This is a genomic window from bacterium, from assembly GCA_016703265.1.
In the GTDB taxonomy this organism is placed as follows: Bacteria; Krumholzibacteriota; Krumholzibacteriia; order LZORAL124-64-63; family LZORAL124-64-63; genus CAINDZ01.
The window spans coordinates 654,004-671,307 of record JADJCK010000001.1 but is presented as its reverse complement, the minus strand read 5'-3'; the positions used below and the strand labels follow the sequence as shown (position 1 = coordinate 671,307).

Here is a 17,304-nt window from a genome sequence, read left to right as displayed (position 1 = left end):
TCTTGTCGTCGGCGGCCGCCTCCATCGCCAGGCAAGGATGCGTGATCCCGATGTCCGACCTCCAGTCCCGTCTCCGGGAAATCCCGCAGGTCAGCGCCGTATTGGAAGATACGCGTCTGGCTGGGTTTCTCGAGGGTCGGCGCCGCGCCTGGGCGGGAAGGGTCGTGCAGGAGGAATGCGAGCGCCTGCGGGCGCGGTTGCGCGAGGACCGCGGCCCGGTGGCGGTCCGGGCGGTCCTCCACGAGGAACTGGTCGCCGTCGTGACGGCCCGTTGCCGGCGGCTGTTGCGGCCGGCCTGGACCCGGGTGCTGAACGGGACGGGCGTGGTCGTGCATACGAACCTGGGCCGGGCGGGCCTGCCGGCGGCGGCGGCCGACGCGGCTCGCGAGGTCGCGCTGAGGTACAGCGACCTCGAGCTGGACCTGGAAACCGGCCAGCGGGGGCATCGCGGGCGGCTGGTGGAGCGCAAGGCGGCCCTGCTGGCCGGCGCCGGCGATGCGCTGGTCGTGAACAACAACGCGGCAGCGCTGTGGCTTGCCGTGCGGCACCTGGCAAAGGGTGGGCCGGTGCTGCTGTCGCGCGGTGAGATCGTAGCGATCGGCGGCTCGTTCCGCCTGCACGAGATCATCGCGGAGACGGGCAGCGCCCTGATCGAGGTGGGGACCACCAACCGCACCACGGTCGACGACTACCGGCGCGCGCTGGTGCCCGGCGCCGTCGTACTCAAGGTGCACCGCAGCAATTTCGCCATGCAGGGCTTCACTGCCGAAGCCCCGCTGGCCGAATTGGCGGCGCTCTGCGCCGAAGCGGGCTGCCCGCTGGTGTACGACGCGGGCAGCGGGCTGCTGGTGGCGCCGGGCGATCTGGGCCTGCCGGAAGGCGAGTCGCTGCTCGCCGAGGACGTGGCCACGGGCTGCACACTCGTGACCTGCAGCGGCGACAAGCTGCTGGGCGGTTGCCAGGCGGGACTCATCCTCGGCGATGCCGGGCGGATCGCGGCGCTTCGCGAACACCCGCTGCGGCGGGCCGTGCGCGTGGACAAGATGACGCTCGCCGCGCTCGATGCGGTGTTGACGGCGTACCTCGACGCGACGGGGTTGCCGGCGCTGCCGGCGCTGGCGGCGCTGGCGCTGACGACAACCGAGTTGGCGGCGCGCGCCGAATCGTTGCGGCGGCTTGTTGCTGCGGGGCTGCCCGCCGGCTGGACCGCCGCCGTGGTGGCCGGCGTCTCGAGCGTGGGCGGTGGCGCCTGCTCGAGTGCCGAACTGGAAACCCGGCTCCTCGTGTTCGAGGGGCCGCGTGCAGAACTCGAAGCGTGCCACCAGCACCTGCGTCGGCAGGACCCGGCGCTGGTGACGCGATTGAACCAGGATGGATTGGCCGTCGATCCGCGCACCATCGCGGAAGACGAGATGCCGTTGGTGGCCGCCGCGTTCACGACGGCTTGGGCCGCAGCCAGGGACGGAGTCGAGCATCGTGGCTGACCGCCAGTACATCGCCGGACTGCCGCTCTTCGTTGCCGATGTGGCCGCGTTGCCGGAGAAGTTCGAGTCCGGCACGTCGTTCTGGAAGGCCTTGGATAAGTTGACGCCGGGTGACCGCCTGGCCGGCCAGCTGGACCACCTTCTCGGGGGCGCCTCGTCGCCGCGCGTGTGGCTGCTGCTCCATGAGCCGGGTCAGCCGCAGCTGAGCGCCGTTGCGGCGCTCATGCTCGCGCGTGCCCTCAACGCGCGCGGCCAGAACGTGCTGGTGCTCGACGCCGACGAGGCCGGCGCGGCGCTGACCATCTGGAGCGAGCGCGAAGAGACCGAGGGCTGGATCGACGTGGCGCGCTTCGGCGCTTCGGTGCTGGCCGCCGGGGTCGACCTGCCGTTCCGGGGTGCGCGCGGACTCCTGCTGGGCGTGGGCTCGTTCGTGCCGACCGACGTGACCACCGATGAGATCGTCTCGCTGCTCGGACGCCTGCGCCACCAGGCCGACGACATTCTCGTGGTGGCGGCCGTCGGGCCGGCGGCACTGCCCTGGGCGCGTCGCGCGGACCGCCGCCTGTTCTGCTGGGACCGTTCGGCGCGCGGCGAAGCGCAACTCGGTCCGGTGTTCGGGCCGTTCGCCGCCGAGGGTGTGCCGCTGACGGGCCTCGTGGCCTACGGCGAAGCCGCGGCGGCGATGCCGGCGGCTGCGCCGCCGTCCCCGGAGCCGCCGCTCGCCGATCCGATCCGCGTGAAGCCGACCGTCGCCGAGCCTGCCGAAGCCACGGTCAAGGCCGGCGGTCCGGAGCCGGTGCGGGTCGCGCCGGTTTCGCCGCCGGTTTCGCAGCCGGCGCCGCCGCCGCCGTCGCCGCCCGCAGCGCCCCGCACGTCGCCCCCGGTGACGCCGCCGCCGATGCCGGTGGAGGCCCTGCGTCCCGAAGTCGACCTCGGCGCCGAACTGGAGCCGCCGCGGGGGACGCCCCGCATGTTCTGGGCCGCCGCCGCCGTGTTCGGCCTGGCGCTGGTGGCCATCTCGTGGTATTGGACCACGCACATCCGCGTGCCGCCCGGCGGCTACTTCGAGCCCGTGGTGACGCGCGAGGAGCCGCAACCGGCCGCTCGCGATTCGGTCACGTCGCCCGGGACGGTGGGCGGCAGCATGCCGGACAGCCTTGCCGCTGCGGGAAGCGCTGAGCCCGCGCGTCGCGTGGCCGAAGCCGGCGGCCTGGCCTCGATCGGCGACACGTTGCCGGCATCGCGCACGCCCGCCGCGCCGGTCGAGCCGAAGGTCAGCGCACCCGAGTCGCCCGCATCCGGCCGCCCGGCGCCTTTCGATCGCGCACCGTACAGCGTGCCGGCGGGACAGGCGGGCTGGGCGCTGCACGTGTACTCGCTGGCCGACAGCGCCAGCGCCGCCGCGCAGGTGGCGGAGCTTGAACGAAGCGGACTGCGCACTGCGGTCCGCATTGTCGAGATCAGGGAAAAAGGCGGCCGCTGGTGGCGCGTCTATGTGGGCAGCTTCCCGACGCGTTCGGCGGCGAACGCAGCCCTGCCCGCGCTGCTGGACCGCCTCCAGGCCACGTGGGCCGAGCCGGCCCGCATCCAGGATTCAACGCCGTGACCGCCCGGACCCCGCGTCCGGCCGCGCCGCGGCCCGTGCCTTCGGCATCCGAACACCGCGCGAGGCGCGGAAAGGTGTTCCTGTGCGTCTGAAATCCATCGAACTGCAGGGATTCAAGTCCTTCGTCGACCGTACCAGGCTGGAATTCGACCATGGCATCACGGCCATCCTCGGTCCCAACGGCTGCGGCAAGTCCAACGTGGTTGACGCGGTGCGCTGGGTGCTCGGCGAGCAGTCGGCGAAGCAGCTGCGCGGCGGCAAGATGGACGACGTCATCTTCAAGGGCACGACCAAGCGTCGGCCCGTGGGCATGGCCGAGGTGACGCTCACTTTCGAGAACGAGGACCGTGGGCTGCCGATCGACTTCTCGGAAGTGGCGATCAAGCGCCGGGTCACCCGCGACGGCGGCAGCGACTACTTCCTGAATGGCGCGGCCTGCAGGTTGAAGGATCTTCGCGATCTCTTCTTCGACAGCGGCGTGAACAACACATCGTACTCGATCATCGAGGAGTCGATGATCAAGTCGATCCTCAACGAGAACAACGACGACCTGCGGCACCTGCTCGAAGAAGGCTCGGGCATCACCAAGTACAAGGCCCGCCGCAAGGAGACGCAGCGCAAGCTGGACCGCACGCAGAGCGACCTGGTGCGGCTCTACGACATCATCGACGAGATCGGCAAGGAAGTGCGCTCGCTGCAGCGCCAGGTGGGCAAGGCGCGTCGGCACCAGCGTCTGTACGGCGAGATCCGTTCGCTGGACCTGATGGTCGCCGGTCGTCGGCACCACGAACTGGATGCACGCGAGACCGAGGCCCGTGACCGCCTGCAGGAATTTCGCACCCTTGCCGAGGCTGGCGTGGGTGAGCTGGCAGAGCTGCAGGCCTGCATCGAGACCGCGCGCCCGACCATCGACGAGCGCGAGGCCGAGCGTCGCCAGCTGGAAGAAGCCCTGCACGCGTTCGAGGAGGACCTCCAGGAGACCGAGCGCCAGGTGCTCGTGCTCGAGCATCGCATCGACGAGCAGCGGCGTCGCATCGAGAGCGCCGAGAACGGCATTGCCGAAGCCGAGGCGCGCCATGGCGACCTGAACGGCCAGATCGGCCGCCTCGACGAGAGCCTCGCGCAGGTTCGCGACGAGTTGGAGGGCGCCGCGCGCCTGCTGGCCGAGCGCGAGGAGGAACTGCAGATCCTCGAGGACCGCCTGGCGCGCGACCGCGCGGCGCTGGACGACGCGACGACACGCAATCTCGAGGTGATCGAGAACGACGCGACGCAGCGGAGCCGCCTGCGCGAACTGCAGGTGAAGCAGGAGAACCGCCGCGAGCGTTCAGCAATCCTCGCGCAGGACCGCGAAGGCGTACTGGAGCACGGACGTGTTGCCGAGGCGCAGCTGGCGGAGGTCGGTGCGAAGGTGGACCCGGCGCGGCAGCGCCGACAGGAGATCCTCGCCGAGCTCGCGGGCTACGAACGCGAGGAGACCGATCTCGAAGTCTCGGCTTCCGCGCTGCAGGAAGAAGCGGCAGCGCTGTCGGGACGGCGCGAGGCCGCGCGAAGCACGCACGAACTGCTGCGCCGCCTGCACGAGGAGTACGAAGGCTACGGCAAGGGGCCGCGCGAGATCCTGCGCCGCCACGCGGGCGAACCGCGCCTGGTCGGTGGCCTGGCCGACCAGCTGTCGGCCGCGCCGGCCGACCTGCCGGCGCTGGCGGCGTTGCTGGGCGAAGTGCTGGATGCCGTCGTGGTCGACGGCTGGGAGACGGCTGCCGACCTGGTCGGTGAGCTGCGACGCGACGAACTGGGCCAGGCCAGCCTGATCTGCCAGGGCGGTTTCGAGGGCGGCGGAGCGGCGGTCGGCGATACACCTGCGGGGGGACGCCCGGCGCGCGAGGCGATCACCGGCCCGGGCGCCGCGATCCCGGCCCTGCGCGGGTTGCTCGCACGCTCGTTCATCTTCGACACCGACGACGAGGCGGCCCTTGCCGCCTCCTCCTGGCGCGAAGCGACGCCCATCGTCTGCGTGAGTCGCCACGGCCTGCTCGTGACCAGCGACGGCCGCATCCGCGGTGGTCGCGGCGAGGGCTCGGACACCGGGCTGCTGGGACGTCGTGAGCGCCTCGACGAGATCGAGAACGAGATCGCCGCGCTCGAGGAGCGCACCGCCGTGGCGCAACAGCGCGTGGCGGCCAATCGCGCGCGCCGCGAGGACGTGCGCGTGGCCCTGATCAACGGTCGCGGCCGCCTCTCGGCCGGCGACAACGAGCTGAATGGCCTGCAGGTGCAGATCGCCGAACTGACCCACCGGCGCGACACGGCCGGCCAGCGCGCAGCGGAGATGGAACAGGAGCGCGGTCGCCTGGAGCAGGAGATCGCCGAACTGGCCGCGGCTGAACAGCAGATGACCGACCTGCTGAGCGAGAGTGGTCGCGCGCGCCAGGACAGCACCATGCATCGCGAGGAGCTGCGCAAGCGCGTCGAGGACGCCCAGATGGAGCGCGACGAAGCGCGCGCCAACCTGTCCGAACAGCGCATGGGGCAGCAGCGGCGCGAGAGCCGTGAGCGCGAGACCGAGACGGCGCTGGCGCACTTGCGCGAGAGCATCGCCGAGCTGTTCGCCCGGCGCGAGCGGCTCTCGGAGGAGATCGAGGCCGGCAAGCTGACGCGCGAGTCGCTCAGCGAGGAGCTGGTCACCAAGCGCGACATCCTTGCGCGCGCCATGGACGAACGCGAGCGCCGTCGTTCGGTGGTCCGGGCCGCGGCCGACGGCATCAACGCCCTGCACGAGGAGACCGCGGTGTGGAACCGCCGCGTGCAGGAGATCGAGAAGCAGCGCGGCGGTTTCCGCGAGCAGGCGCACAGCCTCGAGACCGAACTGGCCACGCTGGACGTGCGCCGCAACAACCTCGAGGAGCGCGTCGAGGAGCAGTGGAAGGGTTCGTTCCGCGAACTGGTGGCCTCTGTGGTGCCGGAGCACCTGCCGTCCGAGCTGCAGATCGACGAAGGCGTCTTCCAGATCGCCCAGGCCGAGGAACTGCTCGAGGACCGGCGGAAGAAGCTGGCCGAACTGGGCCCGATCAACCACCTCGCGCTCGAGGAATACGACACCAAGAAGGAACGGCTCGATTTCCTCGAGAAGCAGCGCGACGACGTCGAGAAGGCCCGCGACGACCTGACCAAGGCCATCAGCGAGATCAACCGCACGGCCCGCAAGCGGTTCGTGCACACGTTCGAGGAAGTGCGGCGCAACTACATCGCCGTATTCGAGACGCTGTTCAAGGGCGGCCGTTGCGACCTGCAGCTGCAGAAGACCGATGACCCGCTGGAGAGCAACATCCTCATCACGGCGCAGCCCACGGGCAAGGTCATCGACACGGTGTCGCTGCTCTCGGGCGGCGAGCGCTGCCTGACCGCGTTGTCGCTGCTGTTCGCGGTGTACCTGGTCAAGCCGTCGCCGTTCTGCATGCTCGACGAGGCCGACGCGCCGCTCGATGACGCGAACATCGGCCGTTTCGTCAACATGCTGCGCGAGTTCAGCCGCAGCACGCAGTTCCTGATCATCACGCACAACAAGCTGTCGATGGAGACGGCGAACCACCTGTACGGCGTGACGATGATGGAGCCCGGCTGCAGCTCGATCGTCTCGGTCAGCTTCCACGACGTGGCGATGACGCAGAGCGACCAGGAACTGGGTGGCGCCATCGCGCGGAAGCGTCGCGAGGTTGACGACTCGGCGCAGGCCGCGCGTGGCCAGGCGCTGCTCGACACGATCGCCGCGGCCGAGGCCGCCGAAGCGGCCGCCGAGGCGGCGCTGGCGGCAGCCGATGTGGCGGTGGCTATCGACACGGCCCAGGACGTTGTCGATGATCTGGAGCCGGTGAAGACACCGACGGGCTCGCCGGGGCCGGACCCGACGCCGACGACGACCCCTCGCGCCGGATGGAGGCCAGCGAGTGATCAAGGGAGTCCTGGACCGCTTCCGCAGCGGCCTGAAGAAGACCCGCGACGGCGTCGTGGGAAAGCTGCAGAGCATCTTCGGCACGCGCGTGCGCCTGGACCAGGACACGCTCGACCGCATCGAGGAGCTCCTGATCAGTGCGGACATGGGTGTGGCCTCGTCGGTGGCCATCACGCGCAACATCGAGAAGCGGCTGAAGGAGGAGGGCGGCGAGGCCACGCTGGGCTCGGTGCTCGAGGTCATCCGGGCCGACGTCCTGGAGATCCTGACGAGCGCCAAGCCGCGCCTGCGCCCGGTCAGCTGGGACGACGCAGCCGACGCGCCGAAGGGAAAGAAGAAGAACACCGGCAAGGCCGTCGACGTTCCCGAGGCGGCGCCCGTGCCGGCGAAGGCGGGGCCGCGGGTCATCTTCGTGGTCGGCGTCAACGGGACGGGCAAGACCACGACCATCGCCAAGCTGGCGCATCGCCTGAAGGCCGAAGGCCATTCGGTGCTGCTCGCCGCCGGCGACACGTTCCGCGCCGCGGCCGTCGAGCAGTTGACGGTCTGGGCCGGGCGCGTGGGCGTCGAGTGCATCCGCCAGGGCCAGAATGCCGACCCGGCCGCGGTGGCCTACGATGCCCTGAGCGCCGCCGAGGCGCGCGGGACGGACATCGTCATTATCGACACCGCCGGGCGCCTGCACACGAAGACCAATCTCATGGATGAGCTCGGCAAGGTGGCGCGGGTCATTCGCCGCAAGACGGGGCGCGACCCCGAGACCCTGCTCGTGGTCGATGCCAACACGGGGCAGAACGGCCTGCAGCAGGCGCGGGTGTTCGCCGAGACCATCCCCGTCGACGGCCTGGTCCTCACCAAGCTGGACGGTACCGCGAAGGGCGGGATCGTCGTGGCCATCGCCGAGACCCTGGGACTGCCGGTGAAGTGGGTGGGCATGGGCGAGAAGGTCGATGACCTGGCTGCGTTCGATCCGCAGGTCTTTGTCGAGGCCCTGTTTGCCGACTGGTCGGGCGACGGCGCCGCCGAAGCACTGCGGGATGAAGATGCGCCGACCGCGAGGTAAGGGCGCCGGCCGGCTGCGCAAGCTGGACGAGCTGCTGGACCGCGCCGCCGGCCGCAACCCCGAACGCTGGGACAGCCGCGACCGCGAAGGTGACAGGCGGCGCGAGCGCGGACCCACGTCGCGCGTGCTGGATGTGCGCCGCGACCGCGAGATCTTCGAACGCCTCACCGCCCTCGACTACGATTTCCTGCTCTGCCAGCGCTTCGCCGCCGGACCCCGCGTGCTGGGTGACCTGCTGCCGCAGTCGGTGGTCGGCCGGGCCCAGAACGGGCACGGCTGGTTCACCGACGAGTTCGGCGTCTCGCTGCGTTTTCCCGACGCCACGTTCGAGCGCGTGCTGTCGGTGCTCGAGCGCATCGACCCGAACCTGCGCGGCACGCAGGTGCGCGAGCGGCGCGGCGCCCTGGTCACCCGGTTCGGCCAGTGGCTGCTCGCCAACGCCGACCGGCCCCGGCTGACGCTGGATGTGGACGGCGGGCCGCCACTGGGCATCGACTTCCTGGCCGGCCACGAGGTGGACACGCGCGCCTTCTGTACGGGCATGATCCTCGCCGGGTTCATGGACGACTGGCAGCACCGCCGCACGGCGATGATGCAGCACAAGCGCACGTTCGGCGGCCACCCGTTCAGTGTGGGCGGCGGCGAGATCGTCATCGTCGACCGCGAGAAGTTCGAGTTGTGCGGCCTGGAGGATCCCGGCGCCACGGTGCTCGAAGAGGACCAATTGCGCGAGCTGCGCGATTTCGGGATCATCTGCCGCGACCCGAACGGCGCCTACAGTTTCCCGGAGCACGACCAGGTCTACTTCCGCCGCCGGCTCGGCGACGGCGTCTGCGACGACCTGGCGCTCATCTGGGTGGCCGCCAGCTACGGCTACGACGCCCTGCTGGGCGCCTTCCTGATGGATGGCATCGACACCTACGACAAGTACCTGCTGGACCTGACCTGGGGCGGCTACGACACGCTGTTGGCCGGACGGCTCCAGGACCGCTTCCTCGACCTCGACGACAAGCCCCTGGTGAGCGACGAGCGCATCTTCGACCTGATCCACTTCGCCGCCAAGCGCAACGACCCGATCCTGAGCCTCAGCAGTTCGCACCGCCGGCTCATCCAGTACGAGACAGGGGCCGCCGTGCCGACGGTGCTCAACCACTGGCGCTTCGTGATGGGCGAACCGGTCTACGACATCCGCCTTGGCTATTCGCGCCTTCCGGCCGAGGAGTTCTATGCCGGGGCGTGGCACCGCCTGGAGGCGGCCGGGCTGCCCGTGCCGGCGCCGCGCTTCGCCAAGGGCCGCAAGGAGCGCTGACAAGGTGGCTGGGCGGCGCCTGCCGCGCGGCTTGACGCCGGCGCCCTCCGGATCTACTTTTTGGCCTGACATTCTCAACGGCCGGCCTTCTTGCCGGCCGCGAGCCTCAACTTCGGGGCGGGGTGTAATTCCCCACCGGCGGTGAAAGCCCGCGACCCCTGGGAGCCTTGCGCCCCCAGGGCTGATCCGGTGAAACTCCGGGGCCGACAGTTAAAGTCTGGATGGGAGAAGTTGGCGGTTCGAAGCGGTGCCGCGCGTCCGTTTTGCCCGGGCGTGTCTGCGGCAGCGCTTCCCCGCGCCTGCCTCCCAGCCAGCCGAGCCCCGGGATCGGAATGACCGTGGAGCGCGGACCCCTGTACGTTCCTGACGGCCCTGACGCCGATGCGGTCTTCATGGCCGAGGCCCTGCGCCTGGCGGCCTCGACGCCGTCGCGTCCGTGGCCCAACCCGCCGGTCGGCGCCGTAGTCGTCCGCGACGGCCGCATCGTCGGCCGCGGCGCGCACCACGGCGCGGGCACCCCGCACGCCGAGACCCTGGCCCTGGCCGAAGCCGGCGCTCTGGCCAGCGGCGCCACGCTCTACGTCACGCTCGAACCCTGCAACCACACCGGGCGCACGCCGCCCTGCGCGCCCGCGGTGGCCGAGTCCGGCGTGACGCGCGTCGTCGTGGCCATGCGCGATCCCAATCCGCAGGTGAAGGGCGGCGGCTGCCGGTTCCTGCGCGAACGCGGGCTGGTGGTCAGCATCGGCGTCGGTGCCGCCGCGGCGCTCGAGCTGGTGTGGCCGTTCGCGGTGACGGAGGGATTCCAGCGCCCGTTCGTCGAATTGAAGTCGGCCGTGTCGCTCGACGGCCGCTTCGCGCCGCCGTCGGCGCGCCGTCGCGAATCGGGGCCCTACTACCTGACGTCCGAAGCGGCGCGCTGCCTGGTGCACGTGCGGCGTCGCTGGTCCGATGCCGTGGTCATCGGCGAGGGCACGGCGCGCGCCGACCGCCCGCGACTCGACGGCCGGCTGGCCGACGGCCGCGAAGGCGTGCCCGCGGCCGAGCCGGTGGCCGTGTGCCTGGATACCGACCTGAGTTGGAGCGGGGGCCTCGGGCGGGCGCCGTTCCTCGTCGTGGCCGGCGAGAATGCGCGGCGCTCGCCGAACCTGGAGGCGGTCGCCGCCGCCGGGGGCGAAGTCGTCTACTGTCGCGAGCAGGGCGGACGACTGGACCTGCACGCGGCGCTCGCGGCGCTCCACGCGCGCGGGCTCTGCACTCTCCTGTTCGAGGGCGGGCCGGCCCTCTCCTCCGCGCTGCTTGCGGCGGGGGTCGTCGACCGCTGGCGGCAGTTCGTGGCGCCGGTCGTCCTCGGCGACGGCGTCGCCTGGCCGGCCGGTGCGGCGCCCGGTGCGGCGGCGTTCACCCTGACGCGGTGCGAGGCCGTGGGCCCCGACGCGATGCTCGTGCACGACAGGCTGCCGTTTGCGGCAAGACTGGACCAGGTGTCGCGCTGGAGGCGCGACGGGATCATGTGTCGCCCGGGCGCGACAGGGGAGGCCACGATGTTCACCGGCATCATTCGCGAGATCGGCGTGCTGCGGGGCTTGTCGCCAAGCGGCGATGTGCTGCGGCTGGCGATCGCCGCGCCGGGCACGGCAGCGGTGGTGTCGGTGGGGGACAGCGTGGCCGTCGACGGCATCTGCCTGACGGTGACCGCCAAGCGGCCCGGCGTGTTCAGTGTGGAAGCCGCGGCCGAGACGAGGCGCCTGACCACGCTCGGGCTGTGGCGCGCCGGGCGGCGCCTGCATCTGGAGCCGGCGCTGCGTGCGGGCGACGGGCTCGACGGGCACTATGTCCAGGGCCACATCGACGGCACCGGCAAGGTCACCGCCGTCAGGCAGGCCCGTGGCGGCGGGCGACTCGTGACCGTGACGTTGCCGGGTGCGCTCGCGGCCAACCTGACTCCCAAGGGATCGGTGGCCGTCGACGGCGTCAGCCTGACCGTCGACGAGGGACCGTTCCTCGATCGCTTCACGATCAACCTGATCCCGCACACGATGGCGGTCACGAACCTCGGCACACTCGCGGTCGGCGCGAGCGTAAACCTCGAGATGGATGTGCTGGTCAAGGCTGCCCGCGGTGCGGGTCGGCCGGCGTACGACCGTACCGGGGCCGCGCAGGTGCCGGCGCCGCTCACACTCGAACGCCTGCGCGCGCTGGGCTTCGGCGCCGCGCGGCGGAAGGATCGCCCATGACCACCGAGCACGACCCGGGTTCGCGGAGCGGCAAGGCCGCAGCGGACATCGACACCATCGACTCCGCACTGGAAGCGCTCAGGCGCGGCGAGATCATCGTCGTTGTCGATGACGAGGAGCGCGAGAACGAGGGTGACTTCATCGTCGCCGCCGAGAAGGTGACGCCGCAGGTCGTCAATTTCATCGCGCGCTACGGCCGCGGGCTGGTCTGTCTGGCGGCCACCGGCGAGCGGTTGAGCCAGCTCGACGTGCATCCGATGGTCACGCGCAACACGGCAGCCCTCGGCACGCGCTTCACCGTGAGCGTCGACGCCGCCCACGGCATCTCGACCGGCATCAGCGCCGCCGACCGGGCCCGCACGGTGCAGGTATTCATCGACCCGGCGACCCGGCCCGACGACCTGGCGCGGCCCGGCCACATCTTCCCCCTGGAAGCCGTGCCGGGCGGCGTGCTGCAGCGCGCCGGCCACACCGAGGCCGTGGTGGATCTTTGCCGCGCCGCCGGGATGTATCCCGCCGGCCTGCTCTGCGAGATCATGGATGACGACGGCGAGATGGCCCGCCTGCCCCGGCTGCGCGAGATCGCGGCCGAGCACGGGCTGAAGCTGATCACCATCGCCGACCTGATCCGCTGGCGCCGCCACCACGACAAGCTGGTGCGGCGCGAGGCCGAGGTGCCGCTGCCCACCAGCTTCGGCGACTTCCACATGGTGGCGTATTCGACGCTGATCGACGGCGCCACGCACGTCGCGCTCGTCAAGGGCGAGATCAAGCCCGAGGAACCGGTGCTGGTGCGCGTGCACAGCGAGTGCATGACCGGCGACCTGTTCCACAGCCTGCGTTGCGACTGCGGCGAGCAGATGGAGGCCGCCCTGCGCCAGATGGAGATCGCCGGCCGCGGCGTCTTCCTCTACATGCGGCAGGAAGGGCGGGGTATCGGGCTCATCAACAAGATGAAGGCCTACCGGCTGCAGGACGAGGGCGCGGACACGGTCGAAGCCAATGCGCGCCTGGGCTTCCCGCCCGACCTGCGCGAGTACGGGCTGGGGGCGCAGATCCTGCGCGACCTCGGCGTGCGTCGCATGCTGCTGATGACGAACAACCCGCGCAAGATCGTGGGCCTGGAGAGCTACGGCCTCGAGCTGGCGGGGCGTGTGCCCCTGGAGGTCGTGCCCGGCCGGCAGAACGCAAAGTATCTGGAGACGAAGAAGGCCCGCATGGGCCACCTGCTCGACCACCTGTAGGAATAGGATCGGCAAACGCCAACGGGCGCGCCCCGGCGCGCCGGCAAGGAGAGGACGATGGGCCGCAACTTCGAGGGCAAGTTCGACGCGCACGGCAAGCGGATCGCGATCGTGGCCAGCCGCTTCAACGACTTCTTCACCAGCGAGCTGCTGGACGGGGCGCTCGACTGCCTGCGCCGCCACGGCGTGGCCGACGAGCAGGTCGACACCGCCTGGGTGCCGGGCGGGTTCGAGATCCCGCTGGCCGCCAAGAAGCTGGCGACGAGCGGGCGCTACGCGGCGATCATCTGCGTGGGCTGCATCATCCAGGGCGACACCCCGCACTTCGCGCTGGTGGCCGGCGAGGTGACCAAGGGCATCGCCCAGGTGTCGCTGGAGACCGGCGTGCCCGTGGCCTTCGGTATCGTGACGGCCGACACCCTGGACCAGGCGCTCGAGCGCTCGGGCACCAAGGCCGGGAACAAGGGCTTCGACGCCGCGCTGACGGCCCTCGAGATGATCGACCTGCTGGCGGCCGTCGACAAGGGCTAGGGACCCGGCGGAACCCGGGTCCGGGATCGGCTGTTGATTGTCATTTCGGGGTGCGCGGGCTATCTTCCGGGGCGGTTCGCGCCTCATGGCCCGTTGGACGGCGCATTCCGGCCGGGACGGGTTCCCGCCCGGCCGGGCAGACCGTACATTGAGTCGTTCTTTGACAGGAGAATACCGGTGGGTAAACGCAGAAAGGGCCGCGAGATCGTCCTGCAGTCGCTCTACGCCTCGCTGATGGGCGGGGGCGATGTGCTGGTCGTCCTGGAGGACCAGCTGCTCCGCCGGGAATCCGCTCCCGAGACGACCGTGTTCGCACGCGACCTCGCCCTCAAGATCAAGACCAACCGCCCTGACACCGAGCGCTGGCTGAAGACTCTCATCAGCGCGCGCTGGGACCCGTCGCGTCTCGGCTCTCTCGAGCTGTGCATTCTCTACCTGGGCCTGACCGAGCTCAAGTACAGCCCCACGGTGCCCTTCCGCGCCGTCATCAACGAAGCCTGCGAGCTGGCCCACCGGTATTGCGAGGACGGCGCCGTCGGCTTCGTCAACGGCGTGCTGGATCGCGCGGCGCACCAGGTCTATCCGGAGGTTGCGTCCGCGTCCGGCGCCGAGGGTCACCAGTTCGACGAGCCTCTCGACGCCGACGAGTCGACCGCCGTCGACCATGAGTTGGATGCCGACTTCGGCGACACGCCGCTGCGCGGCGCCGGCGACCCCGCAGGAGAGGACGCATGAGGGCTTCGACCCCCGGCCACTGGCAGCGCTTCTGGGAACAGGCCGACCGCCTCGAACTGGATGATGTCTACGGGACGGACGGCCGCATGGTGCGCGAGATCACCGGCATCTTCGCCGGCGAGCCCGGCGGCCTGCGCGGCCGCCGCATCCTGGAAGTCGGCGCGGGCACCGGGCGCGATGCCGTGGCGCTGGCCGCCGCCGGCGCGACGGTCGTCACCATCGACTACGTGAAGGGTTCGCTGGGACTGACCCAGAAGGCGGCTGCCCAGGCCCGCGCCGACGTCACGGCTGTCTGCGGCGACGGTCTGGGCATGCCGTTTCCCGACGGCGCCTTCGACGTCGTCTTCCACCAGGGCCTTCTCGAGCACTTCCGTGAACCGGGTTTCCTGCTGCGCGAGAACGTGCGCGTGCTGAAGCCCGGCGGGTACCTCGTGGTCGACGTGCCGCAGACGTTCCACTACTACACCGTCGGCAAGCAGGTGCTCATCGCGCTCAACCGCTGGTTCGCCGGCTGGGAGACGCAGTTCACCATCGACCAGCTGGAGAAGCTTGCCCGTGAACAGGGCACGACCATCACGCGAAGCTACGGCGACTGGATGGTGCCCGGCCTCTGGTACCGCGCGCTGCGCAAGATCCTGCTGACGCGTACCGGCGTGAAGCTGCCCATGCGGCCCGAGCCGCTGCCGGCGCTGGCCCGTGCGGGCGAAGCCTGGCGCCGGTGGTTCGCGCGGCGACGGCTGTCGCTGTACACCACGCCGACCATCGGCATCATCGCACGCAAGTACGGCGGGGCCGCGGCCGTCGCGGGCGGGAGCGGCGCGTGAGGATCCTGGCCGTCAACTGGCGGGATATCGGCGACCCCATGAGCGGCGGCGCCGAGCAGCACCTGCACCACATCCTGGCCGGCGCCGTCAAGCGCGGCTGGCAGGTCGATCTCTGCTGCGCCGATTATGCGGGCGGCGGTCCTCGCGGGCAGATCGACGGCGTCGAGGTCTATCGTCGCGGGCATTGGACCGTGGCGAACCTCGCCGTGCCGCCGCTGATGCGCAGCCTGCTGCGGCGGAACCGTTACGACCTCATCGTCGAGGACATCAACAAGGTCCCGTTCTTCACGCCGCTCTATGCCGGCCGCGTGCCGGTGGTGGCGGTGGTGCCGCACCTGTTCGGCACCACGGTCTACCGCGAGACGAATCCCCTGGTGGCCTCCTACGTCTACGCGGCCGAGAGCCTGATCCCCCGTGTGTATCGGCATTGCGAGTTCGAGGTGATCAGTCCCTCGACGCGTGACGACCTGATTTCCCGGGGCCTGGAGCCTTCGCGCGTGACGACCGTCTTCTGCGGGCTGGATCATGGCCGCTTCACGCTGGCCGACCCGCCGCCGCGCAGCGCGACGCCGCTGCTGGTCAGTTGGAGCCGGCTGCGCCGCTACAAGAGCCTGGACGTGGCGATCCGCGCCTTCGACATCGTGCAGAAGGAAATGCCCGAGGCGCGCCTGCTGATCATGGGACGCGGCCCCGACGAGCAGCGCCTGCGCGGGCTGGCGAACAAGCTGGGCCTCACGGAGAAGATCGAGTTCCGCGGCTTCCAGCCGTGGGGCGAACTGGTGCACTCGCTGCACCGCTGCCACGTGTTCCTGAACCCGAGTCCCAAGGAGGGCTGGGGGCTGACCGTGGTCGAGGCCAACCAGTGCGGGTTGCCGGTGGTGGCCAGCGATGCGCCCGGCCTGCGCGACTCGGTGCGCGACGGCGAGACCGGCGTGCTCGTGCCCTACGGCGACGCCCAGGCGATGGCCGCGCACGCACTGCTGCTGCTGCGCGACAGTGCCTACCTTGAGCGCATGGCGGCCAGCGCGCGGGTGTGGGCCGGCAGTTTCAACTGGGACCGCTGCGTGGACGAGTCACTGGCGCTGTTCCGCCGCGCCGCTGCGGCCGGCGCCCAGCCGGGTTCCGGGGACGCGCGGTGACGGCCGCGACGCGGAGCCGGCTGCTGCTGGGGCTGAAGGTCTTCGGCACCCTGGTACTGGTCGCGTTCCTGCTGACGAAGCTGCCGTTGCGCGAGGTGGAGGCGGCCCTGCACAGCCCGCGCTGGGGCTGGCTCCTGCTGTCGTTCGCGATCTACGCCGTCTCGGCCGTGCTCGGCGCCTGGCAATGGGCCCTCATCCTGCGCGGGGTCGGCATCCGGGCCACCTGGGCCGAGATCAGCCGGCTCTACCACATCGGTCTGTTCTTCAACAATTTCCTGCCCGCCAATATCGGCGGCGACGCCTGGAAGATCCTCGACCTCGGCGCGCGCGACGGCCGCCGTGCGGGAGTGCTCGGCGCCACGCTGCTGGATCGCCTGATCGGGCTGGCTGCATTGACCCTGCTGGCCTGCGCGGCCATGGGCGTGGCCGGTGCCATGGCGATCCCCTTGCCGCCCGTGTCCCTGGCCCTGCTGCCGGTGGGTGTGCTCCTGTTCGCAGCCATGGCGGCGCTGCTCTCACGACGACTCGGCGCCCTGCTCGTCCAGATGGCTGTCCGCGTGGGCCTCGGCCGGTTCGCGGGCCCACTGACCCAGTTCGCGGGCGACCTGCACCGGTTGCGCCCGCGCGTCGCCTGGCTCAACGGGGTCTTCGGCCTGAGCGTGGGCATCCAGCTGCTGCGCCTGTTGACCCACCTGGCGGCGGCCCGGGGGCTGGGTCTGGAACTGGACCTGGCTGCGTCCCTGCAGTTGCTCGTGCTGATCCCGCTCCTCGCGCTCAGTCTTACGCTCCCTATCTCCATAAACGGTATAGGGTTGCGTGAATCGGTGTCGGCCAGCCTGCTCACCTGGGCGGGCCTGGCGGCGCCGCAGGCCGTGGCGATGGAACTGGCGGCCTACCTGGTGCAGGTGGCCTACAGCCTGGTCGGTGGCCTCATGTTGTGGCGTCATCGGCGGCCCGCGCCGGCGGGTCCCGGTGCCCCACCGGTCCCGGTTTCAGGCACTGAACGGGAACCCTGAGGAACCCCGGTTGTTCGCCCCAGTTGCCTGTGCTAGCTTGGTTTGCGTGTGAATACCGGCGGCCGATCGGCCGCCGCCCGGCGCGCCCAAGGCGGGCGCGACCCATCCCGAATGCGAGTTTGATGCGGCCGCCGTGCGGCCCGGCCCCCTGACGAAGGTGACAA

At 70.8% G+C, this 17,304-nt stretch carries 11 protein-coding genes and 1 riboswitch; all 11 genes read left to right on the top strand.

Annotation, left to right across the window (positions count from 1 at the left end):
* Window positions 1-50 precede the first annotated feature (50 nt).
* Complete coding sequence (selA, locus tag IPG61_03000) at window positions 51-1,484, top strand: L-seryl-tRNA(Sec) selenium transferase (protein ID MBK6733059.1); 1,434 nt, start codon at window positions 51-53, stop codon at window positions 1,482-1,484.
* Window positions 1,477-3,090, top strand: coding sequence for an SPOR domain-containing protein (locus tag IPG61_02995; GenBank protein MBK6733058.1), 1,614 nt, complete (start codon window positions 1,477-1,479; stop codon window positions 3,088-3,090). The genes selA and IPG61_02995 overlap by 8 nt, the downstream gene beginning before the upstream one ends.
* 3,950 nt (window positions 3,091-7,040) lie before the next feature.
* On the top strand, window positions 7,041-8,105 hold the full coding sequence (gene ftsY, locus IPG61_02990) for a signal recognition particle-docking protein FtsY (protein MBK6733057.1): 1,065 nt from the start codon (window positions 7,041-7,043) through the stop codon (window positions 8,103-8,105).
* Window positions 8,080-9,414 carry a hypothetical protein gene (locus IPG61_02985; protein MBK6733056.1) on the top strand — a complete coding sequence of 445 codons (1,335 nt, stop codon included), beginning with the start codon at window positions 8,080-8,082 and terminating at the stop codon, window positions 9,412-9,414. Before ftsY ends, IPG61_02985 begins: the two co-directional genes overlap by 26 nt.
* Window positions 9,415-9,518: 104 nt before the next feature.
* Window positions 9,519-9,651: riboswitch (FMN riboswitch) on the top strand.
* A gap of 101 nt (window positions 9,652-9,752) precedes the next feature.
* Window positions 9,753-11,651, top strand: coding sequence for a bifunctional diaminohydroxyphosphoribosylaminopyrimidine deaminase/5-amino-6-(5-phosphoribosylamino)uracil reductase RibD (gene ribD, locus IPG61_02980; protein ID MBK6733055.1), 1,899 nt, complete (start codon window positions 9,753-9,755; stop codon window positions 11,649-11,651).
* Complete coding sequence (locus tag IPG61_02975; protein ID MBK6733054.1) at window positions 11,648-12,895, top strand: bifunctional 3,4-dihydroxy-2-butanone-4-phosphate synthase/GTP cyclohydrolase II; 1,248 nt, start codon at window positions 11,648-11,650, stop codon at window positions 12,893-12,895. The genes ribD and IPG61_02975 overlap by 4 nt, the downstream gene beginning before the upstream one ends.
* Before the next feature lie 57 nt (window positions 12,896-12,952).
* On the top strand, window positions 12,953-13,426 hold the full coding sequence (locus IPG61_02970; protein ID MBK6733053.1) for a 6,7-dimethyl-8-ribityllumazine synthase: 474 nt from the start codon (window positions 12,953-12,955) through the stop codon (window positions 13,424-13,426).
* 177 nt (window positions 13,427-13,603) lie between these two features.
* Complete coding sequence (nusB, locus tag IPG61_02965) at window positions 13,604-14,161, top strand: transcription antitermination factor NusB (protein MBK6733052.1); 558 nt, start codon at window positions 13,604-13,606, stop codon at window positions 14,159-14,161.
* Window positions 14,158-14,985: a class I SAM-dependent methyltransferase gene (locus IPG61_02960; protein MBK6733051.1), complete on the top strand. Its 828-nt coding sequence runs from the start codon at window positions 14,158-14,160 to the stop codon at window positions 14,983-14,985. The genes nusB and IPG61_02960 overlap by 4 nt, the downstream gene beginning before the upstream one ends.
* Window positions 14,982-16,124, top strand: coding sequence for a glycosyltransferase family 4 protein (locus tag IPG61_02955; protein MBK6733050.1), 1,143 nt, complete (start codon window positions 14,982-14,984; stop codon window positions 16,122-16,124). Before IPG61_02960 ends, IPG61_02955 begins: the two co-directional genes overlap by 4 nt.
* Entirely contained in the window at window positions 16,121-17,140 is a 1,020-nt protein-coding gene (locus IPG61_02950) for a flippase-like domain-containing protein (GenBank protein MBK6733049.1), read from the top strand. Before IPG61_02955 ends, IPG61_02950 begins: the two co-directional genes overlap by 4 nt.
* The last annotated feature ends 164 nt before the right edge of the window (window positions 17,141-17,304 follow it).

Bases quoted from the DNA above. Each gene is read 5' to 3' on its own strand.
- selA (MBK6733059.1), top strand. From the start codon at position 51: ATGTCCGACCTCCAGTCCCGTCTCCGGGAAATCCCGCAGGTCAGCGCC.
- IPG61_02985 (MBK6733056.1), top strand. From the start codon at position 8,080: ATGAAGATGCGCCGACCGCGAGGTAAGGGCGCCGGCCGGCTGCGCAAG.
- IPG61_02975 (MBK6733054.1), top strand. From the start codon at position 11,648: ATGACCACCGAGCACGACCCGGGTTCGCGGAGCGGCAAGGCCGCAGCG.
- IPG61_02970 (MBK6733053.1), top strand. From the start codon at position 12,953: ATGGGCCGCAACTTCGAGGGCAAGTTCGACGCGCACGGCAAGCGGATC.
- IPG61_02960 (MBK6733051.1), top strand. From the start codon at position 14,158: ATGAGGGCTTCGACCCCCGGCCACTGGCAGCGCTTCTGGGAACAGGCC.